General features: G+C 66.5%; 23 protein-coding genes. 3 read left to right on the forward strand and 20 right to left on the reverse strand.

Annotation, left to right across the window (positions count from 1 at the left end; all coding sequences use genetic code 11):
* Nucleotides 1-374 precede the first annotated feature (374 nt).
* The 7 genes from C442_RS16300 to C442_RS16330 form a co-directional block, all read right to left on the reverse strand.
* Complete coding sequence (locus C442_RS16300) at nt 375-2,192, reverse strand: flippase-like domain-containing protein (protein ID WP_008312382.1); 1,818 nt, start codon at nt 2,190-2,192, stop codon at nt 375-377.
* Between the two features lie 68 nt (nt 2,193-2,260).
* Nucleotides 2,261-4,027 carry a radical SAM protein gene (locus tag C442_RS16305; RefSeq protein WP_008312383.1) on the reverse strand — a complete coding sequence of 589 codons (1,767 nt, stop codon included), beginning with the start codon at nt 4,025-4,027 and terminating at the stop codon, nt 2,261-2,263.
* Nucleotides 4,028-4,270: 243 nt separating this feature from the next.
* Complete coding sequence (locus C442_RS16310) at nt 4,271-5,575, reverse strand: hypothetical protein (RefSeq protein WP_049943063.1); 1,305 nt, start codon at nt 5,573-5,575, stop codon at nt 4,271-4,273.
* A gap of 85 nt (nt 5,576-5,660) precedes the next feature.
* Nucleotides 5,661-5,999, reverse strand: coding sequence for a DUF4112 domain-containing protein (locus tag C442_RS16315; RefSeq protein WP_008312385.1), 339 nt, complete (start codon nt 5,997-5,999; stop codon nt 5,661-5,663).
* 68 nt (nt 6,000-6,067) lie between these two features.
* Nucleotides 6,068-7,522: an arginine/ornithine antiporter ArcD gene (arcD, locus tag C442_RS16320; RefSeq protein WP_008312386.1), complete on the reverse strand. Its 1,455-nt coding sequence runs from the start codon at nt 7,520-7,522 to the stop codon at nt 6,068-6,070.
* A 272-nt stretch (nt 7,523-7,794) separates the two neighbouring features.
* Nucleotides 7,795-9,717 (reverse strand): ABC transporter ATP-binding protein, encoded by a 1,923-nt coding sequence (locus tag C442_RS16325; protein WP_008312387.1) that lies wholly within the window; start codon nt 9,715-9,717, stop codon nt 7,795-7,797.
* 69 nt (nt 9,718-9,786) lie between these two features.
* Complete coding sequence (locus C442_RS16330) at nt 9,787-10,584, reverse strand: DUF429 domain-containing protein (protein WP_008312388.1); 798 nt, start codon at nt 10,582-10,584, stop codon at nt 9,787-9,789.
* A 105-nt stretch (nt 10,585-10,689) separates the two neighbouring features.
* Here C442_RS16330 and C442_RS22280 point away from each other — a divergent pair, with 105 nt between their 5' ends.
* Entirely contained in the window at nt 10,690-10,848 is a 159-nt protein-coding gene (locus C442_RS22280; protein WP_004517194.1) for a DUF7559 family protein, read from the forward strand.
* Nucleotides 10,845-11,369, forward strand: a complete 525-nt coding sequence (locus C442_RS16335; protein WP_008312389.1) for an Hsp20/alpha crystallin family protein — start codon at nt 10,845-10,847, stop codon at nt 11,367-11,369. The genes C442_RS22280 and C442_RS16335 overlap by 4 nt, the downstream gene beginning before the upstream one ends.
* Before the next feature lie 30 nt (nt 11,370-11,399).
* On the opposite strand, the gene C442_RS16340 is transcribed toward C442_RS16335, so the two are convergent.
* The 5 genes from C442_RS16340 to C442_RS16360 all read right to left on the reverse strand — a co-directional run bounded on the left by C442_RS16340 (nt 11,400) and on the right by C442_RS16360 (nt 15,709).
* Complete coding sequence (locus C442_RS16340) at nt 11,400-12,503, reverse strand: NAD(P)/FAD-dependent oxidoreductase (protein WP_008312391.1); 1,104 nt, start codon at nt 12,501-12,503, stop codon at nt 11,400-11,402.
* Complete coding sequence (locus tag C442_RS16345) at nt 12,504-13,289, reverse strand: DUF7388 family protein (protein WP_049943065.1); 786 nt, start codon at nt 13,287-13,289, stop codon at nt 12,504-12,506.
* Nucleotides 13,290-13,359: 70 nt separating this feature from the next.
* Nucleotides 13,360-13,980, reverse strand: a complete 621-nt coding sequence (locus C442_RS16350; RefSeq protein ID WP_008312395.1) for an NUDIX hydrolase — start codon at nt 13,978-13,980, stop codon at nt 13,360-13,362.
* A gap of 89 nt (nt 13,981-14,069) precedes the next feature.
* Nucleotides 14,070-14,540, reverse strand: a complete 471-nt coding sequence (locus C442_RS16355) for a DUF7109 family protein (RefSeq protein ID WP_008312398.1) — start codon at nt 14,538-14,540, stop codon at nt 14,070-14,072.
* A gap of 32 nt (nt 14,541-14,572) precedes the next feature.
* A complete protein-coding gene (locus tag C442_RS16360) occupies nt 14,573-15,709 on the reverse strand; it encodes an MFS transporter (RefSeq protein ID WP_008312400.1) in 1,137 nt (378 codons plus the stop codon).
* 119 nt (nt 15,710-15,828) lie between these two features.
* Here C442_RS16360 and C442_RS22285 point away from each other — a divergent pair, with 119 nt between their 5' ends.
* The gene (locus C442_RS22285; RefSeq protein WP_004517187.1) at nt 15,829-15,999 is read left to right on the forward strand and encodes an HVO_0758 family zinc finger protein; all 171 of its coding nucleotides are present in this window, start codon (nt 15,829-15,831) and stop codon (nt 15,997-15,999) included.
* On the opposite strand, the gene C442_RS16365 is transcribed toward C442_RS22285, so the two are convergent.
* The 8 genes from C442_RS16365 to C442_RS16400 form a co-directional block, all read right to left on the reverse strand.
* On the reverse strand, nt 16,000-17,085 hold the full coding sequence (locus C442_RS16365) for an aldo/keto reductase (protein ID WP_008312403.1): 1,086 nt from the start codon (nt 17,083-17,085) through the stop codon (nt 16,000-16,002).
* 72 nt (nt 17,086-17,157) lie between these two features.
* Entirely contained in the window at nt 17,158-18,342 is a 1,185-nt protein-coding gene (locus tag C442_RS16370; RefSeq protein ID WP_008312405.1) for a DHH family phosphoesterase, read from the reverse strand.
* 49 nt (nt 18,343-18,391) lie between these two features.
* Nucleotides 18,392-19,282 (reverse strand): SDR family oxidoreductase, encoded by an 891-nt coding sequence (locus C442_RS16375; RefSeq protein ID WP_008312407.1) that lies wholly within the window; start codon nt 19,280-19,282, stop codon nt 18,392-18,394.
* On the reverse strand, nt 19,279-19,707 hold the full coding sequence (locus C442_RS16380; RefSeq protein ID WP_008312409.1) for a DUF5791 family protein: 429 nt from the start codon (nt 19,705-19,707) through the stop codon (nt 19,279-19,281). Before C442_RS16380 ends, C442_RS16375 begins: the two co-directional genes overlap by 4 nt.
* 50 nt (nt 19,708-19,757) lie before the next feature.
* Nucleotides 19,758-22,760: a DUF7286 family protein gene (locus C442_RS16385; protein ID WP_008312411.1), complete on the reverse strand. Its 3,003-nt coding sequence runs from the start codon at nt 22,758-22,760 to the stop codon at nt 19,758-19,760.
* Entirely contained in the window at nt 22,748-23,620 is an 873-nt protein-coding gene (locus C442_RS16390; protein ID WP_193363418.1) for a DUF7284 family protein, read from the reverse strand. Before C442_RS16390 ends, C442_RS16385 begins: the two co-directional genes overlap by 13 nt.
* Nucleotides 23,617-24,012 carry a DUF7285 family protein gene (locus C442_RS16395; RefSeq protein ID WP_008312415.1) on the reverse strand — a complete coding sequence of 132 codons (396 nt, stop codon included), beginning with the start codon at nt 24,010-24,012 and terminating at the stop codon, nt 23,617-23,619. Before C442_RS16395 ends, C442_RS16390 begins: the two co-directional genes overlap by 4 nt.
* Entirely contained in the window at nt 23,993-24,454 is a 462-nt protein-coding gene (locus C442_RS16400) for a DUF7283 family protein (RefSeq protein WP_008312417.1), read from the reverse strand. Before C442_RS16400 ends, C442_RS16395 begins: the two co-directional genes overlap by 20 nt.
* Between the last annotated feature and the right edge of the window lie 19 nt (nt 24,455-24,473).

Below are 24,473 nucleotides of genomic sequence, written 5' to 3' on the forward strand. Positions count from 1 at the left end.
GTCGAGGCCTTGAGGAAACTGCGTCGCGTTTGCCTGCCCAGTTCGCTCGATTGTATGCTACGTTGAAACATAGCAGAACTGCGTAGTTTTCCGTATTATATAATATTAACTATTATAATTAACATTGTTAGTAAAAAGGCCCTTATTTATAATATTAGTAAACAAATACGCCGCTCTGGAGACTGGTAGCTATAGTAGCCATTGAAAATCAATGTACACCTGATCGAACGACGGCAGTGCGATCAGTGTGGAAATCGTTTCAATTGGTACTCTAGAAGCGCAGTCTCAGTAGAGTGCTGTTGTACTGTCCCGAGTATTACCAGCGCAATCCCAGTAGCGACGGAGTGCTATTGCGGGGCGCGTCAGAACTGCGCTCAGTCGTTCGTTTCCGGTTCGATAGCGTCCGTCGACTGGGACTCCTCGACGGCCGTCGTCAGTGAGACGTTGAGCCAGGCCATCGACGCGACGCCGCCGATGATGGTGACGACGTTCTTGACCGCGTGGTCGACGATAGCGACGCCGATAGCCGCGGCGACGCCGACCGGCGTCAGGGACGCGACGATGACGGTGAACGCACCCTCGTAGAGGCCGACGCCGCCGGGCGTCAGCGGCAGGACCTTTGCGAGGTTCCCGACGCTGACCGCGAAGAAGCCAACGGCCACCAGCGACGGCGTCAGGCTGTAGCCGAAGGCCGCGAAGACGATCAGGGCCGTTATCACGTCGAACGTCCAGATGAGGAGGCTTCCTATGCCGACACGGGTGAAGGCCGACCCGTCGGCGGCCACCGTCTGTACGTCGCCGACGAACCCTTCGATGACGCCGGCGACGTAGTCGGCGTAGGAGTCGCTGCTCAGCCGCCCGATGACCGCCCGGACGAAGTTCCGGTCGGTGCGGGCGCTCGCGACAATCGCCACCACCGCTCCGATCGCCGCGAGGCCGACGCCGCTGGCCACGGCCACGGCAGTTCGCCCGCTGCTGGCCGCGTCGCCGCCGACGGTATCACCAGTCAGCGCGGTCAGCAACTGCTCGGCCGACCCGGTCACGGCTAACCCCATCATGACGACGCCGGCAAGCAGCGTGATCGTCAGCAGGTCGAACACGCGCTCGACGGCCAGCGACGCGAACCCGGAGGGGTACGGAATCGAACGCCGGGCCTTGATGACGTACGCCCGAACCGCATCACCGGCCCGCGCCGGAAACACGAGGTTCCCGGTCTGGCTGATGAATACCGCGCCCGTCAAAAAGCCCCACCGCTCCCGGTACCCCATCGAGACGAGGATGTCCCGATAGCGGATACCGCGAAGCGGCCACGAGACGGCGTAGACGACGGCACTCAGCGCGACGACTTCCGGCGCTGCGCCCGCCATCTCTGCGAGCACGCGGTCGGGGTCGAGATACTGCGTCATCAACAGAAGTGCGACGACGACCAGCATCGTCCCCGCGCCGAGCGATACCTCGCGGGTAATCCGGGGACTAACCGACAGCTCCCAGAAGGTCCGGAGTATCTGGCTGCCCATCCCGAACACGTCCCGGACGATATCGACCTTCGAATCGCCCTTGGGTGTCCAGTCGACGGGGAACTCCTTCACTCGATAGCCGTTGCGCTGGGCCTTCACGAGCAGTTCCGTGTCCCAGAACCAGTGCTCGTCTTGGACAAGGGGCAACAGCGTCTCCAGTGCCTGCCGGTCGAAAGCCTTGAACCCGCACTGGTGGTCCTTGAGGTCCGAGCGGAGGACCGTCCGAACGAGCGTGTTGTAGCCGAAGCTCGGAATCCCGCGCTTCGCGGGCCGGTCGGCTCGGTTTTCGGGCATCCAACGTGACCCCGTCGCCACGTCGTAGCCGTCGACGCGGACGGCGTTGACGAGCTCTTCGAGATGTGACATATCCGTCGCCAGGTCCGTATCGAAATACACCATCGTCTCGCCGTCGGCCCGCTCGAAGGCGTACGCTAACGCGCCGCCGCGGCCCAGACGTTCGTCGCTGTGGACGTGTCGGACCCGGCTGTCCTCGTTCGCGAGTCGCGTCGCGATTTCGGGCGTGCGGTCCGAGCAGCCGTCCTCCGCGACGATGACTTCGTACGCGTCTTCGGGGAGAAACGAGGCGAGCGTCTCGAGCGTTATCGATACCGTCTGCTCGATGGTGTCCGCCTCGTTGTAGGCAGGGAGAACGACGCTCACCTCGACCGCAGTCATACGCTCTTGGTCATCTCCGGAGTGAAAAGTACTTTCCGCTCGATAGGCTGACGGAACCGAACCGGCCGTTAGTCAGCGCCTTCCTGCGACTTGGTGGTCGCGAACCGCTCGATGGACGCAACGTCGATGTCGCCGACCGACTCGTAGGGTCTGTTTACCACCACGTCGCCGGCGGTGCTCCGGCCGATACCGGGAATCGCGGTGAGTTCGTTCATCGACGCGCTGTTGAGGTCCAGCGGATACGGGACGCCAGTGACCGACCGATAGCCGTGGTCGGTGACTGCGATGTCGACGACGCTGCCGAGTTCGCGCTCGCCGGGGATGCCCACGAGGAGCGGATAGGTCCCCAGCTGGCGGCCGAAGGTCTTGCCGTCCTGATGGTACTCCAGATGCACGTCGGGCAGTATCGTCCCCGGCGGCGCGACCCGTTGGAGCATCGGGTTGTCGATGGTCTCGCGGACCTCCTGTTTGTACTGCTTGAACAGTTGCTTGTGGTCCTTGGCGATCTCCGCGCCGGTGTCGGCCATGTCGGTCCCCTCGAAGGCCATCACCTGCCGGATGTTTACTCGCCGGAGCATCAGCCCTTCGTCGTACACCCGCTGGAGGAACCGCTTGTTGTGCTCGAAAGTCTCTCGCGTCTCGCCTTTCAGCCCATGAACGAGATTGATACCGGGCAGTAGCTTGGGAAGCCGACGGGCGGCGTCGTCGCCGAAGTTGGGAGCAGTGTCCCGCGCTCGCGGCGATGCCGCTCGCGTATCCGACCCGCTGCGCGGGTCGCCGTCTCCCCCAGGCCGCCAGCCAGCGACTTCGTTGACGATTTTGACCGCCTCGAAACACTGGTCGGCAGTGACGTTGAGGTTGTTGTCGCTCATCACGTTCGGGTCGGCCGATTCGAGGCCGAACGCGGCGGTGTCGCCGGGCGTGTTGTGCTCGGCGATGATGCGAATCCCCTCGCGGGCCTTCTCGGGCCACTTCACGACCGTGATGGGGTTCATGTTGTCGAGATGCAGCGTCTCCAGGTCCGGGGCGACCTCACGGATACCGCCGTAGAGCCGCTGCAGGGCATCCGGATTGGGTGCTTCGCCGTCGCCGCCGTAGGCCAGGATGTCGGCCTGCCGGCCCAGCCGGAAGTGCTTCACGCCGCGGTCCGAGAGGGCGTCGACCTCGTCGACGACACTCTCTGGTGGCCGGAAGTCAGGGTTGCCGTACATCGGTTCCGTGCAGAAGGAACACCGGTACGGACAGCCCCGGGAGGTCTCCATCTCGCAGATGAGGTAGTCGGGATGGTTCGGGTGCTGTTCGACGACGAACGCGCCGGCGCGGGCCCACCGCGTCTCCTCCTCGATGTCCCGGTAGCGGTCGTTGAACCCCTCCAGGCCGGACTCGACGAGGTCGAACACCGCGGCCTCGACGTCCGCCATCGCCAGGAAGTCGAAATCGAGGTCGTCGCGGGCCGTCTCGCTCGCGCCCTCGTTGGCCTCGCCGACGCCGAAGCGGACCGGGCCGCCCATGATGGACGTCCCGTCGGCCGTCCAGGCGAGTTCCCGCACCTCGTCGGGTTCTGCCGGCGTCCCGCCGACGTACTTGCCGGGGACAGTCATGCCACCGACGTACACCATGAGGTCGGCGGCCTCGATGTCACGCCAGACGGCGTTGTCCTCCCGGAGTTCGTCGATGGTGTGATACGTTATCTGCTCGCGGGGGACGCCGGCGTCGACGAGCGCGCCGGCGGCGTACCGCGGATACGTCGAGATGTACGGCGGCACCCCGAAGTGTGCGGGCTCGTCGACGTAGCCGTCGACGATGGTGACGTCGAGCGTCTCGGGGGCAGTCATACCCGTCGCTTGACGTTCGATACCTAAAACCGTGTCTGGTCCGGCTTGTCTTACGTTCCGGTGAGCGATTATGTGAACGTCAGAACGCTCCGGACAGCCTTGGTTTCCTCTTAGTGTCCACCGACAGCCGGGTGGACTGCTCAAGCTGGATGGCGGTTTCTGCCTCTCTCCAGTTTCCGGACGAACAGGAACCATAGAACAGCACGCACACGTTCGCTGTAGCTCTTCGTAGCGGTGTCAATACTACAGTTCGAAGAGGTAGGCGGGACTCGGCCCATCAAAGGCGGGAGAGCCAACGAGCGCGGTCGTGCCATGGAGCGCGACTGCAAAGCCGAACTCGGCGTCCTGTTTGGGGTTTTTCGGGACCAGCCGTCGCGTCTCGGTCCAGTCGTCGGCCGCCCTGAACACGTAGGCGTGGCCGGACGCACCTGCCTTGGGTGCCCCGAGGACCGCCACCCCGCCAGTGTACGCCACCGACCAACCGACGTCGTCTCCCGAACCGGCATCCGTGGCGGTGAGCCGGGCGCGGCGCGTCCACTCGGTTTCGGTTTGCTCGAACACGTACGCACTGCCGCCCCCGTCGCCAGGAGCGCCGACAACTGCCGTACCGCCGTCGAGCGCGACCGACTGTCCGAACAGGCTATCAGCCACCGAGTCGTCGGGTGTGAGCAGCGTCTGTTGTGTCCACTCACCGTCCGCCCGCTCGTAGACGAACACCGCGCCTGTCTCCTGGCCGTCCTGCTCGGCGTAGGGCGCACCGACCAGCACAGTGTCGCCAGCAACCGTGACGGCGGTCCCGAAGAGGTTCTCGGCGTCGCTTCCGAGCGCGGCCTCCTGTGTCCAGTCCGTTCCGTCGCGCCCGAACACGTACGCGCTGCCGCTCCACGACCGCATCGTCGTCGGATCGTTGTTGTCGCCGACGACAACCCGTTCGCCGTCGAACGCGACTGACCGGCCGAACTCATCTCTGTCTTCGTTAGGGACAAACTGATGCCGCTGTCGCCACTGGCCGTCGTCCCGCGCAAAGAGGTAGACTGCGCCCCCTTCGGAGCCAGCACCGGGGCCACCGAGAATCGCTTCCTCACCGACCATCGCGGCCGAGATGTTGTAGCCGCCGAAGTGCTCCTCCTCGACAGGAGTCAATACAGTCGTCGGGCGCCAGCCGCCGTCGGCCTCGAACACGTAGGCCCCGTCGCTTTCGGCGAGAACGACTGCGGCGTCCGCCGACAGTGCCACGGCCCGGCCGAACTCGTCGACGGTCCCGTTCGGAGTGGGGGTGAACACAGGCGTTCCAGCCTCCTCCGCCACCGCTGGTGAGGCTGTCTCGGTCGGACTCGAAATGGCTGTCGCGGTCTCCGTGCGCGTCTCAGAGGGTGTGGACGTCGCCGGCTCACTATCCGTCGGTGGGGGCAACGTCGCCGTGGGTGTTGCCGTCCGTGTCGGGGTGGCTGCCTCATCAGCGCCGCTGTCGGTGAGTACATTACAACCGGCCAGTCCAGCGGGGAGTGAGACGCCAACCGCTCGAAGGAGGGTACGTCTGGAGACCATTTCGTAGGGCGTCAAAACCTACGTATAAACGTTTTATGGGGTCCCAGAGCCGGTATCAGGTCCGAATCCACGACGCCGTTGCGTCTCACTCCGAAACCGCGGCGGCGACCAGTTCGGCGTTCTTGACGTTGGTCTTCCAGTAGGCGTCGAAGAGGTCACCGACGACGGGGACGCTTCCGAACAGCATCTCCACCGCGATGTTTGCGAGCAGTCGGAGCAGCGTCCGTTTCGGGACGCCGAGTCGAATCGCCTCTGCGACGATGTACAGCGAGCACACCGCAGTGGCGACGTCGCCCGCGACCGGGAGCAGGCCGATTATCGGGTCGAGACCGACACGGAGCGTTGTGCCGGGTACGCGGACGCTCTCGTCAAGGATGTGAGCGACGGTTCGAATACGGCCCAGTGCTGCCGGCTCCGTGTCCATATCTGACACACGAGTGGGTGCCTAATGGGCGTGATGCCTGAGCGACAAGTCGGCACCGGTCCACACACTCAGTCGTCGGCGACAGCAGACGACGGAGCCGAATCAGCTTGTTGGGACCCGTCATACCGTCCGCCGAACAGCGTTGTCGCAAACAGGATCAGCGGCGAGAGGAACGCGAAGAAGTAGTACGGGGCGTAGGCAAGCGTTCCGACCCCAAAGACCGCAGACATATAGACGGCACCGGCGTGCCACGGGAAGAGCGCGCCGGTCGGGGTTCCGGCGGATTCGATAGCCTGTGAGAGGTCGTCGCTGGCCAGACCGTACTCGTCGTAGAGATTCCGGAGCGTGAGCCCGGGGACGACGATGCTCATGTACTGCTGGGCCGAAAAGGCGTTGACGAAGATGGCCGAAACGCCGGTCCCGACGACAAGGCTGCGCGGGCCGCGGACAGCGGTCGCAAGGTGGTGTGCGAGCACGGCGAGGACGCCGGTCCGTTCGAGGAGTCCACCGAGACTAAGGGCCGCAACGACGACAGCAATCGTCCAGGCCGACCCCGAGATACCACCGCTTGCCAGCAGGTCGTTCACGAGGTCCATCCCCGTTTCAGGGGCCGTCCCGTCGAGAAAGACGGTCCAGGCGGCAGTGAACGACCGACCCTGAACGAAGATGGTCGTGAAGGTTCCGGCGAAGACACCGGCGACTAGCGTCGGGAGCGCTGGGATTCCGTACAGCGCCAGTCCGAAGGTGACAACGAGCGGGATAAGTACCAGCATCGAGAGGTCGTAGCTGCCAGCGAGTGCGCCCTGTATCTCGGCGACGCGCCCGGTCGGGATTTCACCGACGGTACGCAGTCCCAGCGCAGCGTAGAGCAGGACCGAGAGGCCAAACGCCAGCACGGTCCCGTTGCGCATCGCCCGGATGTGGTCGTAGAGGTCAGTGTTCGTCACGGCGGCCGCGAGGTTCGTCGTATCCGAGAGGGGTGACTGCTTGTCGCCCGCGTAGGCACCCGAGAGGATGGCACCAGCGGTCATCGGCGTGGGTACACCGAGGCCGGAGCCGATGCCGATGAAGGCCACGCCGAGGGTGCCGGCTGTCGTCCATGACGACCCGATGGAGAAGGCGACGACCATCGCGAGCAGCGCTGTCACCGGCAGGAACACGTCCGGTGTCAGTATCGAGAGCCCGTAGTACATCAGCCCGGGAATGGTGCCCGCGCTAACCCACGTCGCGATGAGCCCGTAGATAACGAACAGAATGAGAATGGCCTGCAGCCCCATCAGCAGACTGTCCGCGAGCCCCTCGTAGAGGTCGTCCCACGAGTAGCCGAGCCAGTATTTCCCGACTGCGCCAGTCAGCACGATACTCCAGAGCAGCGGCCCGTGTGGGGCCAGCTTCAGATACCCGGACCCGATGCCGAGGAACAGGACGACACCGAGTACGGGGACCAACGCCTGAAGGACCCCCGGACGGCGCTCTGACGGGATGTCCTCGTACGTCAGCGGTTCGAGAGTGAGTGATGTCACGCTTACACCGACCTAATAACTCATATGTATTAAAAAGAGCGATAATATCTCTGCAGCGCATATGGCAAAGTATCTCTTTCAGGGGTATTGTTGTCAAGCACCAATGGCACAGACGCAAAGCGGGACTAATGTGCACTTAGTATGCGTCCCTCCAGCGGGTCACGCTGGTTGGTGTGGACCGGGCTGAACGGGCTACTCAACGGGATCTCGACGGTACTAGGTCATTTCGACGCTGCTGACCCAGTACCGGCGGCGGTCGGACAGACGCAGTCTCAGTCGTCGGCGCTGACCGTTCGGTCGTCGGCCTGGGCGTGCCAGAGATCGGCGTAATCGCCGTCGGCCGCGAGCAGGTCATTGTGAGTACCCCGTTCGACGATTTCCCCGTCGTCCATCACGACGATGCGGTCCGCGTCCTGAATCGTTGAGAGGCGGTGGGCGATGACGAAGGCGGTGCGGTCCGCGACCAGTTGCTCGATGCTTTCCTGAATCCGGTCTTCCGTCTCCGTGTCCACGTCGCTGGTCGCCTCGTCGAAGATGATGATTTCGGGGTCGTTCAGCAGAGCGCGGGCGATGGCGACCCGCTGGCGCTGGCCGCCCGAGAGTTTGATGCCCCGCTCGCCGATCTGCGTGTCGTACCCATCCGGCAAGTCTTGAATGAATTCGTGGGCCTGTGCGGCCTTCGCCGCGTCGCGGACGCGGTCGCGTGCGGTCTCCCAGCCGACCCCTTCGGTCTCCTCGTCCGACTGTTCGGCGTCGAGTACCTCGCGGTCGCCGTAGGCGATGTTCTCGGCGACCGTCCCCGAGAACAGGTACGGCTGTTGTTCGACGATGGCGATTTCGCCCCTGAGGCTCTGGAGGCCGTACTCGCGTACGTCGACGCCGTCGACGCTCACCGCGCCAGCATCCACGTCGTGGAACCGCGGCACTAATTTCAGCAGCGTGGATTTGCCGGCGCCGGTCGCACCGGCCAGCCCGATGGTCGCGCCGTCGGGCACGTCCAGCGACACGTCGCGGACGACCGGCGGTTCGTCGCCGTAGCCGAAGGTCACGTCGTCGAACGCGACCGACCCGTCGATGCTGTCGGGTTCGTACGGGTCCGCGGGGTCGGTGACTTCGGGGTCCTGACCCAGCAGCCCGAACACGCGCTCGGCGCTGGACTTGGCGAGCTGGTACTTGTTCGCTGACCGCCCGATTCGGCGCATCGGCGAGTACAGCCGGCGGATATACAGGAAGAACAGGGCAAACGCCCCGGTCGACAGCGCCGCTTCGCTCTCGGGAGCCGTGATGAAGTCCATCCCGGCGACGTACAGAATCAGGACGAACGCGATACCAGTAAGCAGTCGCAGGCCGGCGAAAAAGGCCCGGCGGATGCGCAGGGCGGCCACCTTCTGGTCGTGATACTCCTGGCTCTGGTCGGTCACCCGCTTGCGCTCGAAGTCGTAGCGGTCGAACGCCTTGATGACTGGCGCGCCGCTGAGGTTGTTCTCTAACCGGGTGTTGAGCCGGGACACTGTCTGGCGGATGGAGCGGTATTTCGGCTCGATCCAGGTGAGGAAGAAGCCGCTGGCGATGCCGATGAGTGGCACCGGGCCGAGCGCGATGAGCGCCAGTTTCGGAGAGTACCGGTAGAGGATGACCGCGATACCACCGACGGTGGCCACCACCCGAATCATCTGGCGGAACTCCGTGTTGAGAAACGACTCCAGCCGGTTGATGTCGCTGTTGAGTATCGACATCATCCCGCCGGTCTGGTGGTTCGCAAAGAAGGACAGCGAGAGGTGTTGCAGGTGGTCGTAGGTGTCGTTCCGGAGGTCCCGCTGTATCTTCTGGGCGCTCGACTGGAGGAGATATCTGGAGGCGAATCGGGTTGCCGACCGAAGGAGATAGGCGATAGCCGCGATGGCGACCAGCCGCTGGAGGAACGCGATACGGGCGGCTTCGCCCGTGATTTGGCCGGGCGGCAACAGGCCGGCATCCGTCAGCAGCCCCGGTTCGCCGCTGCTGAGGACGACGCGGTCGATGGCCGCGGCGACGATTATCGGCGGCACAAGGCGGGCGAACCGGGTACAGAACGCCGCCAGAATGCCGACAAGCAGACGGAGCCAGTAGGGCGTAGCGTAGCCGACGAGATTGACCATCGGGTGGCCGTCGACGTTCTCGCGGACGCCCTCGAAGCCGCCCTGGTCGTCAGGCATAGACGCTAGTTGGTCCGGAAACTGATATATGCCGGGCTTCGACCCGGAGACGGTGACTTCACTGCGTCGTCAGACGAAGATACAGCCTTCACTTTCGGGACCCGAGGCGGGCGGTCTGGCACCGTCGGCCAGCCGGCCCGCCGAAACCACGGCGGCCAACGAGTCCAGCGCGTCGTGGTTCCCGAGGTAGGTGTCGCGATGTTCGCCGACAGTGACGCTACAGGCTTCGACCGCCGCGACGTTTGCCTCTCGACGCTGTCGTGGGTTGTCGACGTTCTTGTACCCCTCGCGGTAGCAGCCCAGCCAGCCGAACGTCGCGGCGGGGTACACCTCCGCGACCAGCGTGTCGGCGTCCCAGCCCTGCATCGGCACGACGGCTGTCGCGTCGTCGTCTCGCAGTTTACCGAGCACGTCCCGGACCCCGTAGAAGGTCATGCTTCGGGTCCGATTCGTGTAGGGACACAGTGCGCCGCGGCGGAAATCCGTCTCCCGGCGCAGGTCCCGGTTGCCGGTCGCCATCTCCCCGGTGTGCCGGCACGCCTCTGAGAGCGACCCCGGGTCGGTCGGCCCGCTGCCGCTTGCGAGCCAGTCGACGAAGCCCGACCAGGTCCCGCCACACTGCGCGTCAAGGAGCGCCTGGGGCAGGCTGAACGGGAAATCTAGCCCAACAGTGCCCACATCTTCGTCGGTGATGCGGTCGACGAGGCCAGCGTGGGCCGTCTCACGGTCCCGACCCCACTCGTCTGTCCCGCGGTAGCACCGCTGAATCTGCAGTCCGTCTCCCGTCGGTATCGCCTCGGTGACCCAGAGCGCGTCGCCAGCGGTCGCTGCGCCGCTGAAATCCGCCCCGAGGACGCGTTCACTCATACACCCGAGTACGCCGGTGACGGTATCAATGTTGGGACTGGCACGAACGGGGTGGCCCCTTCCCCGTCCGTAAGGGGTTTGTCCCCGACGGACCAACGGAATAGTATGCCAGCCACTATGGAGGTCGTCTGCACGGACGACAGCTGCGAACTCGACATGTTCGAGATGCACTACACGTACGATATGCCGGACGATGTCGAACTCGCGGCGTTCTCCTGTCCGTACTGTGGCGGGACGGACTGCCTCGACGAAGTGGAACTATGATGCGGGACATCGGCTCCTCGATCAGCGACGCGATCTTCGAGAACATCGGTCGAGCCGCCGGCCGGGTCCAGGAGAACAAGCCGCTGGCCTCGGACCTGCTGGAGTCGGACGACGCCTACCTCGTCGTCTTCGACGCGCCCGGCACGACGGCGTCGGACATCCAGGTCCGGTACGTCGACGACCGCGTGGAGGTCCGCATCGACCGCTTCCGTGACTTCTACGAGGGCTTCGAGATGCGCTACCCCGGCCGCGGGCTCGCGCTCGACGGGAGCGTCACTCTTCCGAGCGACGCCGCTGTCGACCCGGAGACGGCGCAGGCGACGCTCAAGAGCAACGGCACGCTCCACGTTCGCGTCCCGAAGGCCGAGACCGACCACGACGAGGACGAGGCAACGGATGTCGGCGTCGAAAGCGACGACAGCGAGACGGCCGAGGACAACGAAGCGGATGCAGACGGCGAACCAGCCGACGGTCAAGACGTGACCGAAGCAGCCGACGAGGGCGAAGACGACGACGCCTGATCGGAGCGTATACACTTTCTCACAGCGCATTCACTCGTCCCAGTCACGCGTCGGGTCGTCCAGCGCGGCGAACTCTTCGGAGCCGTCGAAACGCGTCGGGTCGACCCGCTTGGGCAGGTGTTCCGAGAGGGGATTCGGGCGATTGAGAACGTCTGCGGCGAGATAGTCGCCCATCGCCGGCGCGCGCATGAGCCCGTGGCCCTGCCAGCCGGTCGCCACCCAGAGCCCGTCGACGACCCGCCCGGCAAGCGGCGCGCCGTCCGGCGTCGCCGTACACAGGCCGGCCCAGGCCCGGTCGCACGTCGGATTGAGCGCCGCCGCCTGCTCGACGCGGTCGAGGCTCCGGCTGACGAACTCGGCGTCAGCCTCCGGGTCCCAGTCCGTCGGGTCGACCTCGTGTGCGCCGTCGCCGACCAGCAGCGCGTCGGCTTTCGGCCGCCAGTAGAACTCCTGCGTCGCGTCGTAGAACGACGGCAGGGCGGCGTCGACCGGCTCGGTTACGAGCGCCTGTGCCCGGTAGGCCTTCAACGCGAGCGAGACGCCGACAGCAGCGACGAGTGGCTTCGTCTGCGGGCCGGCCGCAACGATCACTGCGTCGAACGTCCGCGTCTCGTCCGGCGTTTCGACGGTCGTCGGCGACGCGAGGGAGACTGGGGTTCCCGTCTCGATATTTGCCCCGTCCGCCCGGGCCTGCTCCGCGAGCGTCGCCACCACCGCGTCCGGGTCGAGTACGCCAGCATCTCGGGCGAGGCCGGCCACTTCGATACCACTGATGTCCAGCGCGGGGTAGCGGTCGCCGAGTTCCGCTGGCGTGAGCGCCTCGACTGCCACACCGTTTCGCCGCATCCCCGCGATCTGCTCGCGGACGGCCGTGGCGTCGCTCTCGTCGCGCGCGACCCAGACGTAGGGCTGTGGCTCGAACAGGTTTAGGTCGCGGTAGCGAGCGAGCGCGTCCGCGGCCACGGCCGCGTTTACGTCGTCAGCGAACGCGTCGTAACAGAGGCCGGCCGCGCGACCGCTTGCACCGCTTCCCAATCCGTCGCGTTCGAACACCGTCACTGACGCGCCGTGGCGAACCAGTGCCGCTGCGGTCGACAGGCCGACGGCCCCGCCGCCGACGACGGCGACGTTCATTTACGAGAGGAAGGGGTCGAGTCCACGCGCCGGATAGCCGACAATCGTGTCGACACCGATGTCGTGGAGTCGCTCGGTTCGCTCGGCGACTGTCTCGACGGAGCCGACGAGCGCGTAGTCGCGGATGGCCTGTTTGAGTACGTCTCTGGCCCGCCCCGTCGCTCGGCTGTCCGTCGGTGCGCCATCGGGCAGTGCGTTCCGAACCGGGCCGCGCCGGGCCGCGTAGTCGCCGACGGCGTCCAGCATCGCGTCCTCGCTGTTCGAGAGCACGAGCGGGGCGTAGACGGCAATCGATCCCTCGAAGCCGGCCGTCCGGAGCGTCCGCACGTCGCGGGCCGTCGTCCGGGAGAGGAGTTCGTACTGCGTGCCCCCGACCGCCAGCGCGAGGCGTTCGATGCCCTCGGTGCCGACCCAGGGGTCGCTGGCGTCGTCGACGGCCGCCCGCAACCGTGGTGCGACGGCCCGTTCGGCCTCGTCCTCCGAGAGATATGCGCTGTGGCCGGCGACCAGTACGTGTCCCGCACCTGCCGGCAGCGCGTCGAACCCGCTGTCGTCGCCCAGCGGATCGAAGCCGTCGGCCCGGACTGGCGCGGTGACGCGTACGTCGGCGGTCGACGCCAGTCGTTCGATAGTGTCCGTCTCCGGGACGTGAGCCGCCCCCTCGTAATCGATTGCGAGCGTCTCGATGTCGAGGCCCGTCGCTCGGGACACGTCCACTTCTGTCGGCTTGAGCGCCACCGCGTCGATGCCGGCGACCGCCAGTGTCGCACCGGTAAGCGTGGTCATCCAGTACGCGATCAACGTCTCGGGGTCGCAAAATCCTGTCGCTCTCGGCCCTACCACAACCCACTCTGTGTCACTCTGCTTCGTCGCGCACGCTCGGCGGGAGGTCGTCGTCCGGCTCCATGTAGCGGTCCGGCTCGGGCGGCATCCGCCAGTCGGTTGCGAGTTCGAGCAACTGGACGAGCATCCGCGCCGTCGCGCCCCAGACGGTGTAGCCGTCGACGTAGAAGAAGTGGAGCCGTATCTCGCCGTAGTGAGGGTGGTCGCGGTGCTCTGACTCGTAGTTGTCTAAGTCGGTCAGCTCCGATACCGGCAGGGTGACGATCTCCGCGACTTCCTCGTCCGAGGGCAGATAGTCGCGGTCCGGGATCCGGCCGACGAACGGGCGCACGGAGTAGCGCGTGATGGTCCTGATGTCGTCCAGCCGGCCGACGACGTTGACCGCCAGCGGGTCGAGGCCGATCTCCTCGTTGGCCTCCCGGAGCGCGGTCCGCAGCAGGTCCTCGTCTTCGGGTTCGCGGCCGCCGCCGGGGAACGACATCTGACCGGGGTGGTCAGACAGGTGGTCAGCGCGTTTCGTGAACAGTATCGCCTCGCCCTCGGGTCGCGTGACGACCGGGGCGATGACGGCGGCCTCCTGTGGCTCGTCGTCCACGACGACTGGCTCGTGGGCCGCGACCCGGTCGAACTGCATAGCATACCGTAGGTGACCGAGCGTCTTAATTCGGGTGGCTCACTCCTGCGAACTAACCGATTTAATCGTGCAGAACACGGGTACCGAAATCACACGTCGTCCAGACGGTCGCGGAGGCCGTCCATCTCCACGCTCTCCCAGGCTTCGATATCGTAGCTCACGTCGAGCAGTGTCTCGACGCGGTCCTCGTCGCTGTTCTTGACGGCCATCACCGCGTCCTCTCGAAAGCGGGCCTTGACGGCCTCGACGACGGCGTCGCGTGCGGGATCGCGGGCCGGCACATCCATGATGTGTGGGAGATCGGCAGCGCCGTCGGGCAGCGCCGGGAACGCGACGGGGCCGACCACAAGCAGCGTCTCGTCGGTGTCGGCGGCGTGGTCGTCGACGGCGACGAGGTGATACGAGTCGATAGCGTCGTCGATGGCCGCCGCGACCGCGTCCGGGTCGGCGTCGACGCCCTGCTTGAAGGCGAGTTCGCCGCAGGCGTCGACGAGTTCCGCTCTGGTGAGCGAGCCGAAGAGGTCGACGACGCCAGCCAGCTCGTCCGGTGGCAGGTCCATACAGGTGACGCGGCACCGAGCGGCTTCAGCCTTTAGGCTCGGGCCGCGCTCGGCAGCCGACCGTCGAGGTGCAGCGACACCATCGCAACGAGGACGACGAGCAACGCGATTCCCATGCCGCGAAGCAGCGTCGGAAACGTGACGCCGGCGTCCAGCAGTCGGCCGACGAGCGCGCTCCCGGGGGCCTGCATCACCATCATTCCCGCGCCGTAGGTGGCGTAGGCGCTCGCGCGGTGGCGGTCCGGGAGCGAGCCGAGCAGGTACGCGTCCACCGCCGGGAAGATGCTGTGGATGACGTAGCCGACGACGACGCTGAACGCGGCCAGCGACCAGAATCCGGTCAGTGACGGGAGCACCAGCACACAGCCGGTAAAGGCGGCCAGAATCGTCAGGAGATACGGAATCGACGGGAGGCGGTCGGCCAGCCGACCGCTGACGTAGAAGGCCGGTACGCCGGCGCCGAACGCGAGCAACAGCAGCGTCCGGCCCGAGCCCGCGGACAGCCCGACGCTCGTGGCGTAGGTGACGTAGAAGTTGAACAGCCCGTTCCAGACCATCCCCGCGACGCCGATGGTGGCGACGCTGGTGACGATGATATGCCACTGGGCACGCGCCGCGCCGAGGAGGTCGCGGTCTTCGCTCCCAGCGTCGGGGAGTTGCGAGCGTCTCGCGATGAGCGTGAACGCGATGGTCACCAGTCCCGCGGCGACCGCTATCCCCTGCAACGCGGTTCGCCACGTCCCGACGATGAGCACGAACGAGATCAGCGCCGGCGCGCCGACGGCGGCGAGTTGGGAAGCGACGCCGTGTTGTCCGAGCGCGCGGCCGGGCCGCTCCGGGTACAGCTCGCTGACCAGCGTGTTCGCCGCGGTCAGATAGACGCCACTGGCAAGCCCCATGGTGAACGCGCCGACGAGCAACAGCGTCGGGTCGAACGCGAGCGCGGTGAACGTCGTCCCGAGCGTCAACACGACACCGGAGCCGAAGATGACCTTCGCCCGCGATATCCGGGTCAGCAGAACGCCGGTGGGCAGCCGAGGGAGGGCGCTCCCGGCCCAGGCCATCGTTGCGAGCAGTCCGAGCGTCGCGTCGGACGCCCCCGTCGTCGCCCGAATCGGCTCGATAAGTGGTGCAAAGACGACTCTGGCGAGGTTGATGCAGAACACCATCCCCAACAGCGAGCCGAAGACGCGGCGACGAGACACGACCGGTTATAGATCGGAAGCCATGAACAACGTTCCGGAACGCCGCCACGGGGTTTTTACACGCGGGTAGCACACTGGCAGGTATGGACTCAGTGAGGAAGGCCCTCCGGGCCGGCGACGTCGAGAAGGACAACTACGGACGGCTCTCGTGTACCAGTTGTGACGAGCCGCTCGCGACGGAGAACGACCCGGACGAGGTCGGGAAAGTGCGCGTCTGCCCCGAGTGCGACGGCAAGTGGAAGGAACTCAGCTAGCTACTCGAAGACGGCGTCGAACGCGTCCGCACCGAGCGGTTCGTACCGACCGGCATCGACGTTCTCTTCGGCGTGCTCGACCGAGCCCGTGCCGACCAGCGAGCAGGTCACGCCCGGCGCGCTGCGTGCGAAGTTGATGGCGCGCTGTGCGCTCGTCTCGCCAGAGAGCTTCGCCGCTACCTCGTCCGGGACCGCTGTGGCTAGCTGTCCCTGCATGATTGATGCGCTGGTGAACACGTCCAGCCCGGCCTCGTGAGCGAACCACAGCGCCGACTGCGGCCCCTCCGCGCCGTCGTGGGATTCGACGGTGAACGCGTCGGCCATCGCGACGTTGAACGGCAGTTGAATCGCACGGAGATGCGTCGCCGCGTTGCCGACCGTCTCGGCCGCGGCGCGTGCGCGCTCGACGATCTCGGGAAGCGAGAGGTAGCTGTCGTGGTCGGCGGCCACGCGGAACGCCTCCCACGTCGCGACACCGTAGTGCTCGATGTCGCCGGCTGCAGCGCGCTCCTCCAGTTGCTCGAAGGTCGCCTCTAGCTGGTCGTACACCGCTTCACGGGACTTGGACTTCAGTTGCGTCTCCGGATTGTGGACGTAGTAGAGGTCGATGGTGTCCAGCCCCAGATTCGTGAGCGAGCGGTCGACCTGGTCGTCGATGTAGTCCGGCGCGATGCAGTGCTGGCCGGCAACGAGGTCGTCGCGGTCGACGATGCCGGTGTCGAGGTACTCCGACTGGACGAACGCGCCGGGGTCCGCCGGGCGCTCTCCGTCGAACGGGACGAAGCCGCCCTTCGTCGCAACGGCGATAGCCTCGCGGTCCACCTCGGCGTCCGCGACGGCGTCGCCGACGACCCGCTCGGAACGCTGGTGACGGTAGTTTATCGCCGTGTCGACGACGTTGATGCCGGATTCGAGCGCCGTGACGATGGCGTCATGGTAGCTCGCGTCCCGCTCGTCGGTCGGGTCGCCGAGGTACGTTCCGATACCGATGCTGGAGACGACGCCGTCGCCGAACCGCCGGTAGAACGTGCGTGCGAACTCGTCGTGGTCGTCCCGGTACGCCCAGGTCGCCTCCCGTGTGGCCATACCGCGTGTTGGTCGGGCAGTGACAAAAGGACAGAGATTCACTGGAGTCGGCGACAGCGCAGGAGTCGCCTGTTACAGTTCGCCGCTCATGGCATCGAACACCCGTTCGCGGAAGTCTTCCCGGGAGACGCCGTCGCTCGGGCCGAGGCCGGCCATGTGCTCGACCGGGACCTTGCCGCCGCCCATCCGAGCGTGGCCGCCGCCCTCGGCCATTGGGATATCGTCGACGACGGCCTCTATCGCCCGGCCGATGTGGACGCGGTCGTCCCGCGAGCGCCCGGCGATGCGCATGGTCCCCTCCTTCTCGCCGACGACGACGACCGCCGAGACGCCCTCTAACGTCTCCAGTTCGTCCGCCGCCTGCGGAATCGCGTCCGTGTTCGATACCTCGCCCACATCGCTGAACGCGTAGGGCGCTCGCACCTCTCGTTTCCCGATAGCCCGGGATTTCACGTCGAGCACTTCCGCGTCGACCTGGGGGTTCGCGATGCGGTTGAGCAGGTCGCTATCCATCCCATCGTAGAGGTACGCGGCAGCCGCGAAGTCCTCGGACTTACACCCGTTGGTCAGCGACCGGGTGTCCGACTGGATACCGTACATCAGCCCCGTTGCCAGCGCACAGGGGACAGTTTCTGCCGGTGCCGCGTCGATATCGATACCCCCGTTCCCCTGTGTGTCGCTGAACTCGAACTCCAACTGATTGAAGTAGCTCGCGAAGATGGTCGCACAGGCCCCGTAATCGGACCGGATGTCCGTGAACTCGTCCCCGCTGCCGTTTCCGGGATGGTGGTCGATGACGGCGACCGGTTCTATCTCTTCGGCACCGGGGAAGCCGCGTGCCGTGTTGTGGTCGACGAGGACGACCGCCTCGCCGTCGATGTCGTCGGCAGTCTCGATGTGGTCGAAATCCAGATCCAGCACCGTCTGGAAGGCCCGGTTCTCCGGGCGGCGTATCTCCCCGGGGTACAGCAACGACGCTGACGTATCAGTGCCGGCGACGAGCTGGTTGACGGCCAGGGCAGAGGCCATCGCGTCCGGGTCCGGGTTCGGGTGCATCAACACCGCGATCCGGTCGTAGCCGGTCAGCGTCCGACGCAGTCGCTCGCCGGGCGTTCGGCTGAGATACCGACGCAACCAGATGCCGGCACCGAGGAGGGCGAGAAGGACCACAGCGACACCAGCGACCAGCAGGGGATTCTCGCTAGCGAACGCCGCGGCGGCGTCGATCTGGAGTCCGCCGGCGGCAACGCGTGTCATACCACGCTGTTCGCCAGCCTATCAGTAATAAAGTTCGCCCCCGATACCGTCAATTTTGCCGGTAGTTTCGGACGGCGTCGCGGTACCCTTCCCGGAACGTCGGGTACTCGAATTCGTAGCCCAGTTCCCGGAGACGGTCGTTCGAACACCGCTTGCTCGTCTGGATGCGGCGCTTCGCCGTCTCTGAGAGGCTGTCGTCGGCCAGCCGTTCCGCTGTCGTCTGTTTCGGCGGGAACGGGACGTCGCACTGTTCGGCCAGCCAGTCGGCGAACGCCCACTTCTCGACGGGTTCGTCGTCGACGACCAGGACGACCTCCTCACGGTGGTCTTCCGTCAGCAGGTGGCGCACGGCCCCGGTCGCGTCGGCCCGGTGGACCATATTCAGGTAGCCGGCCGTCACCGGTCCCTCCAGGTACCGCTCCAGTCGGTAGCGCTCCGGGCCGTACAGGCCAGCGAAGCGAGCGACTGCGCCGTGGCCGCCGTGTTCCACGGGGCGCTCGCGCGCCACGCGCTCTGCTTCGGCCAGTACCTCGGTCTTCTCGGTCTGTGGGTCCAGTGCCGTCTCCTCGTCGACCCACGCGCCGTCGTGGTCGCCGTAGACGCCTGTGCTTGAGGTGTACACCAGCCGCTCGGGCGGGTCGGCCCGAGACCAGAAGTGGTCGATAGCCGTCCGGAGTCCTTCGACGTACACCTCGCGGGCGGCCTCGGCTCCGCGGCCGCCGGAACTCGCGGCGAAGACGAGCCAGTCGGCGTCCGGCACCGCGGCCAGCGACTCGGGGTCGGTCACGTCGGCCCGGACGGCCTCGAAACCGGCGTCCTCGATAGCTTCGATACCGCCGGCGGACCGGCGAACGCCGACGACTTCATGATCGTCCTGTAACTGCCGTCCGAGTTCGAGGCCGACGTAGCCACAGCCCAGAATGGCGACGCGCTCCGTCACCGCTTCTCCCCCTCGATGTGGCTGTGCAGGAGGGCGTACTCGGCCAGTGTTATCGGGTAGCGACCCTCGATTTTCTGCTGGATCTCTTTCGGCTCCAGTTCGTCGTCGATGCCGGAGGCCAGCGATTCGACGTCCATTACAGCCGTCGTCATCCCCATCAGAAGGATGTCCTGGGCTTCGGCCTGTAGCGCGTCGGCGTCCGGCCGGTTCGGTCCGGTCGCCAGCACAGCGACCGCCTCATCGAGCGTTCGGTCGCCGATATCGCCGTCCGCAAACGCTGTCACCGTCGTCCGGTCGAGACCGGTCTCGGCGGCGATTTCCTCGACGCCGACTGTCTCGACTGTCTCGGCCAGCACGGTGCCGTAGGCCGCCAGTAACTCATCGGGTGACTGCTCGCCCGCATCAGGAAACTCGCCTCGGAGCATGGCCGTCGGTATGGCCCCGGGGTATTTCACTTCGGTTATGCGGCCCGGGGTCAGGCACCTGCGTCCGGCCACCCGCTCGATTTCTCCACGGCGGTCCCGCCCTTGTCACCGACCCCGCGCGGCTTGGGCGGCACCACGACGACGACGCCCGTCTCGGCTCTGAACGAGACGCGGTCGGCGGTACCCAGTCGCTCGACCGCTCCATCGCCGTCCACGTCGAGCGTGACGTTGTGCCCGTCACGCGCATAGGTGGTCCGTGCGCCTGGCTCGCTCGGCGGGCCGTGACTCGCAGAGACGGCGAGCCTGGCGTACTCGCCCTCGACGGTCACCCACCAGATGTTCGCCGTCGCGTACCAGGGGGTGACTGGCGGGGCCAGCGGGAGACCAGCCGGCAGTTTGTCCGTCCCGAGCCGCTTCGTCGCGATTTGTTGAGCCTTCTTTTTGCCGGCATCAGCCAGCGCTCTGCGCAGTTCGTCTTTCGCAACGGACCGCACCGCCGAGGCCGTCCCGTTCGTCGACCCCAGCGTCGGTCTGGTCGCTGGCGTGTCGACCGAGAGCAGCGTCAGGCGAAGGCGGTCGCGTTCGACCCGCGTGAGGTTCAGCCGGGCACCGGCGACGTGGGCGACCCGTTCCTGCGCGGAGCCGTTGGTCAGCGCCAGCGCTCGGGCCGCCGATGTGTCCCATGGCGACAGCGCTTCAGTGACGATGGCCTTGCTCTCGTCCTGTTCAGCTTCGGTGTGCTGGGAGACTGCCAGCCAGAGCGTCGTCGTCATCTCCTCGTTGGCCGCTTCCACCTCCCGCTGGAGCGCATCACGTTCCGAAGCGAGCGTGGCGCTCGACTCGTCTTCGAGGGTTTCGTTCGCGGCTGCGAGTGCGTTCGCTGCCGTTGCGAGGCGTACCCTATCGCCACCCTCGAACGCACCGCCAACGACGGCGTCGGCGGCGTCGCCGTAGGGGACTGTGAACACGTTCGCGTTCCGCGCCACCAGCGGATGCTCGCTCCCGTTCAGCGCACGATACCGACTCTCGTTTAGCTCGGCCAGCGTCAGATACGGCGTCTGCGTATCGACCCGTGTCCTGACGGGGCCGGCCGGACCGACCGGGGCCGGGCGTGACCGTGGAATGCGCGTTTCACGGGCGGTTAGTCCTTTTCGGAGGGCACGCAGCGACCCCTCGGTGCGTTCCGTTAGCTGTGCGTCGACTCGCTTCCGGTTACTGTCCCGAACCGAGGCCTGCCTATCTAGCTCCACCAACACTGCATTCAGATAGGTCAGCCGGGCCGCGACGCGGGCCTTCTGGACCGTACTGTCGTAGGAGTCCGGCACGGCCGCGAGGCGGGCGCGGCGTTGCGCGACCCGCTCCCGAAGTTCCCGCGGGGGATTCGTCTCGAAGGTCCCCACACGTCCGCGCTCGACGGTGACGGTCGTGTTGCGGACTGAGTCCCGTCGGTCCATCAGGTCCCGATACACCCACTCGTGCAGTTCCGGTGGTCGGTCGGCCGTCACCGTCGCCTCCGTCCGGCCCAGGCTGTCGTCGACGACTCGCTCGGCAGTTTCGTCTCGACCCCCGGCGTGGCCGACGAGCGTGTCCATCGCCTTCGGCTCCACGTCGGCGAGGTTCGACCCGTTCAACGGGCTTGCGCTGGCGTCGTGTGCGGTCCGAATCGAGCGGTTCGGTGCCACTGAACGGCCGTGATGGCGGCCGACGACGGCGACGGTCACGCGATAGCGTGCGGTGCTCGACGCAGTCGTGCGCCGACGTACTGATCCGTTCTGCCAGACGGCGGTCCGCGTGTACTGTCGCTCGACGGTCCGGCTGAACGTCTCCAATCTGTGCCAGCCGTCCGGCGTCGCAACACCCCCGCTGGCGTTCCCGACTGCCTCTGTAGCGGTAGTCGTCCGGTCGGCGACTAGTGTCCACTCGCTGCCCGGCGAGGCCGGCTTCCCCGGCGGCCCCCCGCCCAGTCGGTGCTCGTCGACTTCCAGCGCTACCTCGACGGTGTACGCGTCTTCGAGCGTTTCGTTGAGCGCCGACGGCTCGGTGACGGACCGGAACGCGGTGTCGGCCGTCTCGTTGACGCCGATGGTCATCGAATCCTCCGGGCTCGGACTGGCCGTGGATTTCGGGCGCGGCGGCGTCTCGCTGACTGGTTTGTACTCGGTCTGGTCGAGTACGTCGCTGGAGACAGCGGTTCCCTTGCTTCCCCGAATTATATCTTCGAGTCCCGTCATCGCTGTCGCCTCCGTCAAGGCACGACGACCGGCGGGGTCGCTCCGGCCGAAGGTCGACCGCTGGACGCCGAGCAGTGCGCCGTTCGTCGCCAGCGAGACGTGCCGGTTCGCGACGACGTTCTCGATGCCTGCGCCGCCGTACTGGGCGTAGCCTCTCGCCCACGCCATCGGGTACAGACGCGCTGTCATCCGCTGGCTCAGGCCCGGCTTGTCCAGACCGTTGTTCAGCCGCGTCTGGTAGGTCGATACCTGCTCATGGAGCATGAGCGCCTGGTTCGGGACGACGACGGTCGGCGAAACCCGCCGCGTCGAGACCACCGCGCCGTTGCGCCGAACCGTCAGGACGACATTCTCGACCGTCGCCCGCATCGCGGTCTCGTTTGGCCCGGCGCGTTCGACCGAGACGCGACGTTTCGCAGCCCGGAGGTCGCTGGCGTTAGAAACCGTCGGCAAACTGGCGGTCACGGTCACGTCACCGCTTCGGCCGGTGACGCGCTCCAGTCGGTCCGCGACCCGGAGATAGGCGCGTATTCTGAGCGAGTCCCGGAACGCCGTCGAGCCGTTCAGCACCCGGCCAGTGGGCGTATCGGCCGGCGTGACGACCGGGTTCGCGGCCGCCTGCCGGCCAGCCGTCGAGACGCCGTCCCGCACGGCGACCTGCGTCTCTGCCGTGGCCTGATTCAGCGCCCGCTCGACGGCTGTTTCGCTCGGGGCCGGCTCGGTGACGAACGTCGGGGCCAGCGTGAGGCTGCTCACCAGGAGGAGGACGCCGAGCAACGCGAACGGGATCCGGCCGCGGGTGTCGTCTCTCACGGGGACCACGTCCTGACAGTTACGCGGACACGGCTCACTCGAACGGCGCGGGCGGCGTCCGCTGGCGCGTCGTACCGCGACCGCATATCGGTCCGAAGCCGGGCGGCGAGCGCCGCGGTCAGGTCGCGGTTCATTTCTGTCGTCGATTGCTTCTCAACGGCAACGCTCGCCCCCGTCAGGTCGGCCATACGCTCGTACCGCGCGGCCAGCAGCACGTCCGAGGGGTAGTCGCCACGGAGAGCATACCGCGACTGTGTCGGCGGGAACAGCCCGTCGACGACGCTCCGAGCCACGACCGTCGCCACGCCATCGTAGCCGTTTGTCTTCGCCGCTTCGCGGGCCGGCTCCGAGACGTTCTCCATCCCGCTCGGGACTGTTACCGTCGCCGCTCGAACGTCCACGCTGTCAGGGGGCCGGTCGCCGACGCGGTACTCGCCGCTGACTGGCGCACTGGGATACGGTGCCCAGGTGACGCGGACGGACGTTCGATGCCCACGGCTGTGGAGTCTGTCACGCGTCGCCACAGCGACTCGGGACTCGAAGTCCGCGCCGGCGCTCGATACCCGCTCGCCGTCCACGGTGACACCGCTCATCGCCGCCTCACCGAGCAGTTCCGCGACGGTCCCGTGACTCGTCCGCTCCCGCCGCGTAGCGTTGTCGGGTGGCGTACGACGATCTGACGGAGGGACGACCAGATCATACTCGACGCTCGCGGTGCTCGTCGCCAGTGTCGACGCTTGCTCGGCCGCGGGGTTCGTGGTCGCCGCCGGCTTCTCGACTCCCACGCCGCTCACGAGAGTCCCCGCGGCCGCACCGACGAGCAGGAGAAACACCGTCACGTCGGCGACGGCGCTCATGGCTCGGGTCATCGCCACACCCGAACGGTGAGCGTTCCCCGGCGGACTGCTCCCGGCCCGACCCGCACGCTCACCGTTCTGGTTTCGGTGTCAGCGTTGCTCGGTGACTTCCGGCCACTGCTCCATCGCTCGCCGGTCGTCGCCGTGATGGTCGCGTTCCCGTGGTAGTTCGCCGGAACCGTATCGAGCGCGCTGTTGAGTCTTCCGGGCCGGACGACGCCGGCCGACGAGAGCCGCTGTTCCACAGCATCGGCGGTCGGGGTGGCGATATTGCGGTCGTCGTCGAGCGTTCCGAACGCTTCGTCTACCACGCCAGCGTACAGCGCCACGCCGAGCGTGACGGCGAAGACAGCGACGAGCGCGGCCAGCGGCTCCGTCGTCGCTCTATCCGACGATGGCGACATCGGTCCCTCCCCAGGCGACGTGCCTGACCGTCAGTCGCTCGGGGGCCGGTCGCCACGTCGTGTCCGTGTTCCGCGCCTTGCGGACCTCCTGACTGAACGCTTCTGGTGAATCGTACACCGCCTTCGGCCGCTCCCCGTTCACCACTGCCTGTAGCCGGTCGGTCCGCGCCGGGACAGCCGCTCGGATCAGTCGTGCCGTGGCTGTCCCGCCGTCGTTGCGGAGGTTGATTTCGCGACCGTCGAACGCCCACTCTGCAGCGGCGAGGCGTCGATGTGCGACGGATCCGGGCGGACTTGTTGTGACCTCATCGATAGTCGCAGCCGTCGCCGTCGCGTCCGGCGGTGCGGTCGTCGGGAGACCGACAACAACTCCGAGGACGGCCACGCTCACCGTCCCCAGGCCGACCCAGAGGTACAGCGTATCGACGTGCGTCTCGAACATGGAACGGCCTGGCCGCGTT

This window comes from Haloarcula amylolytica JCM 13557, assembly GCF_000336615.1.
In the GTDB taxonomy this organism is placed as follows: Archaea; Halobacteriota; Halobacteria; order Halobacteriales; family Haloarculaceae; genus Haloarcula; species Haloarcula amylolytica.

What these genes read in the sequence shown, in the direction of transcription:
- C442_RS16300 (WP_008312382.1), bottom strand. Translation starts at nt 2,192, where the DNA reads ATGACTGCGGTCGAGGTGAGCGTCGTTCTCCCTGCCTACAACGAGGCG.
- C442_RS16305 (WP_008312383.1), bottom strand. Translation starts at nt 4,027, where the DNA reads ATGACTGCCCCCGAGACGCTCGACGTCACCATCGTCGACGGCTACGTC.
- C442_RS16310 (WP_049943063.1), bottom strand. Translation starts at nt 5,575, where the DNA reads ATGGTCTCCAGACGTACCCTCCTTCGAGCGGTTGGCGTCTCACTCCCC.
- C442_RS16315 (WP_008312385.1), bottom strand. Translation starts at nt 5,999, where the DNA reads ATGGACACGGAGCCGGCAGCACTGGGCCGTATTCGAACCGTCGCTCAC.
- C442_RS16325 (WP_008312387.1), bottom strand. Translation starts at nt 9,717, where the DNA reads ATGCCTGACGACCAGGGCGGCTTCGAGGGCGTCCGCGAGAACGTCGAC.
- C442_RS16330 (WP_008312388.1), bottom strand. Translation starts at nt 10,584, where the DNA reads ATGAGTGAACGCGTCCTCGGGGCGGATTTCAGCGGCGCAGCGACCGCT.
- C442_RS22280 (WP_004517194.1), top strand. Translation starts at nt 10,690, where the DNA reads ATGCCAGCCACTATGGAGGTCGTCTGCACGGACGACAGCTGCGAACTC.
- C442_RS16335 (WP_008312389.1), top strand. Translation starts at nt 10,845, where the DNA reads ATGATGCGGGACATCGGCTCCTCGATCAGCGACGCGATCTTCGAGAAC.
- C442_RS16340 (WP_008312391.1), bottom strand. Translation starts at nt 12,503, where the DNA reads ATGAACGTCGCCGTCGTCGGCGGCGGGGCCGTCGGCCTGTCGACCGCA.
- C442_RS16345 (WP_049943065.1), bottom strand. Translation starts at nt 13,289, where the DNA reads ATGACCACGCTTACCGGTGCGACACTGGCGGTCGCCGGCATCGACGCG.
- C442_RS16350 (WP_008312395.1), bottom strand. Translation starts at nt 13,980, where the DNA reads ATGCAGTTCGACCGGGTCGCGGCCCACGAGCCAGTCGTCGTGGACGAC.
- C442_RS16355 (WP_008312398.1), bottom strand. Translation starts at nt 14,540, where the DNA reads ATGGACCTGCCACCGGACGAGCTGGCTGGCGTCGTCGACCTCTTCGGC.
- C442_RS16360 (WP_008312400.1), bottom strand. Translation starts at nt 15,709, where the DNA reads ATGGTGTTCTGCATCAACCTCGCCAGAGTCGTCTTTGCACCACTTATC.
- C442_RS22285 (WP_004517187.1), top strand. Translation starts at nt 15,829, where the DNA reads ATGGACTCAGTGAGGAAGGCCCTCCGGGCCGGCGACGTCGAGAAGGAC.
- C442_RS16365 (WP_008312403.1), bottom strand. Translation starts at nt 17,085, where the DNA reads ATGGCCACACGGGAGGCGACCTGGGCGTACCGGGACGACCACGACGAG.
- C442_RS16370 (WP_008312405.1), bottom strand. Translation starts at nt 18,342, where the DNA reads ATGACACGCGTTGCCGCCGGCGGACTCCAGATCGACGCCGCCGCGGCG.
- C442_RS16380 (WP_008312409.1), bottom strand. Translation starts at nt 19,707, where the DNA reads ATGCTCCGAGGCGAGTTTCCTGATGCGGGCGAGCAGTCACCCGATGAG.
- C442_RS16390 (WP_193363418.1), bottom strand. Translation starts at nt 23,620, where the DNA reads ATGACCCGAGCCATGAGCGCCGTCGCCGACGTGACGGTGTTTCTCCTG.
- C442_RS16395 (WP_008312415.1), bottom strand. Translation starts at nt 24,012, where the DNA reads ATGTCGCCATCGTCGGATAGAGCGACGACGGAGCCGCTGGCCGCGCTC.
- C442_RS16400 (WP_008312417.1), bottom strand. Translation starts at nt 24,454, where the DNA reads ATGTTCGAGACGCACGTCGATACGCTGTACCTCTGGGTCGGCCTGGGG.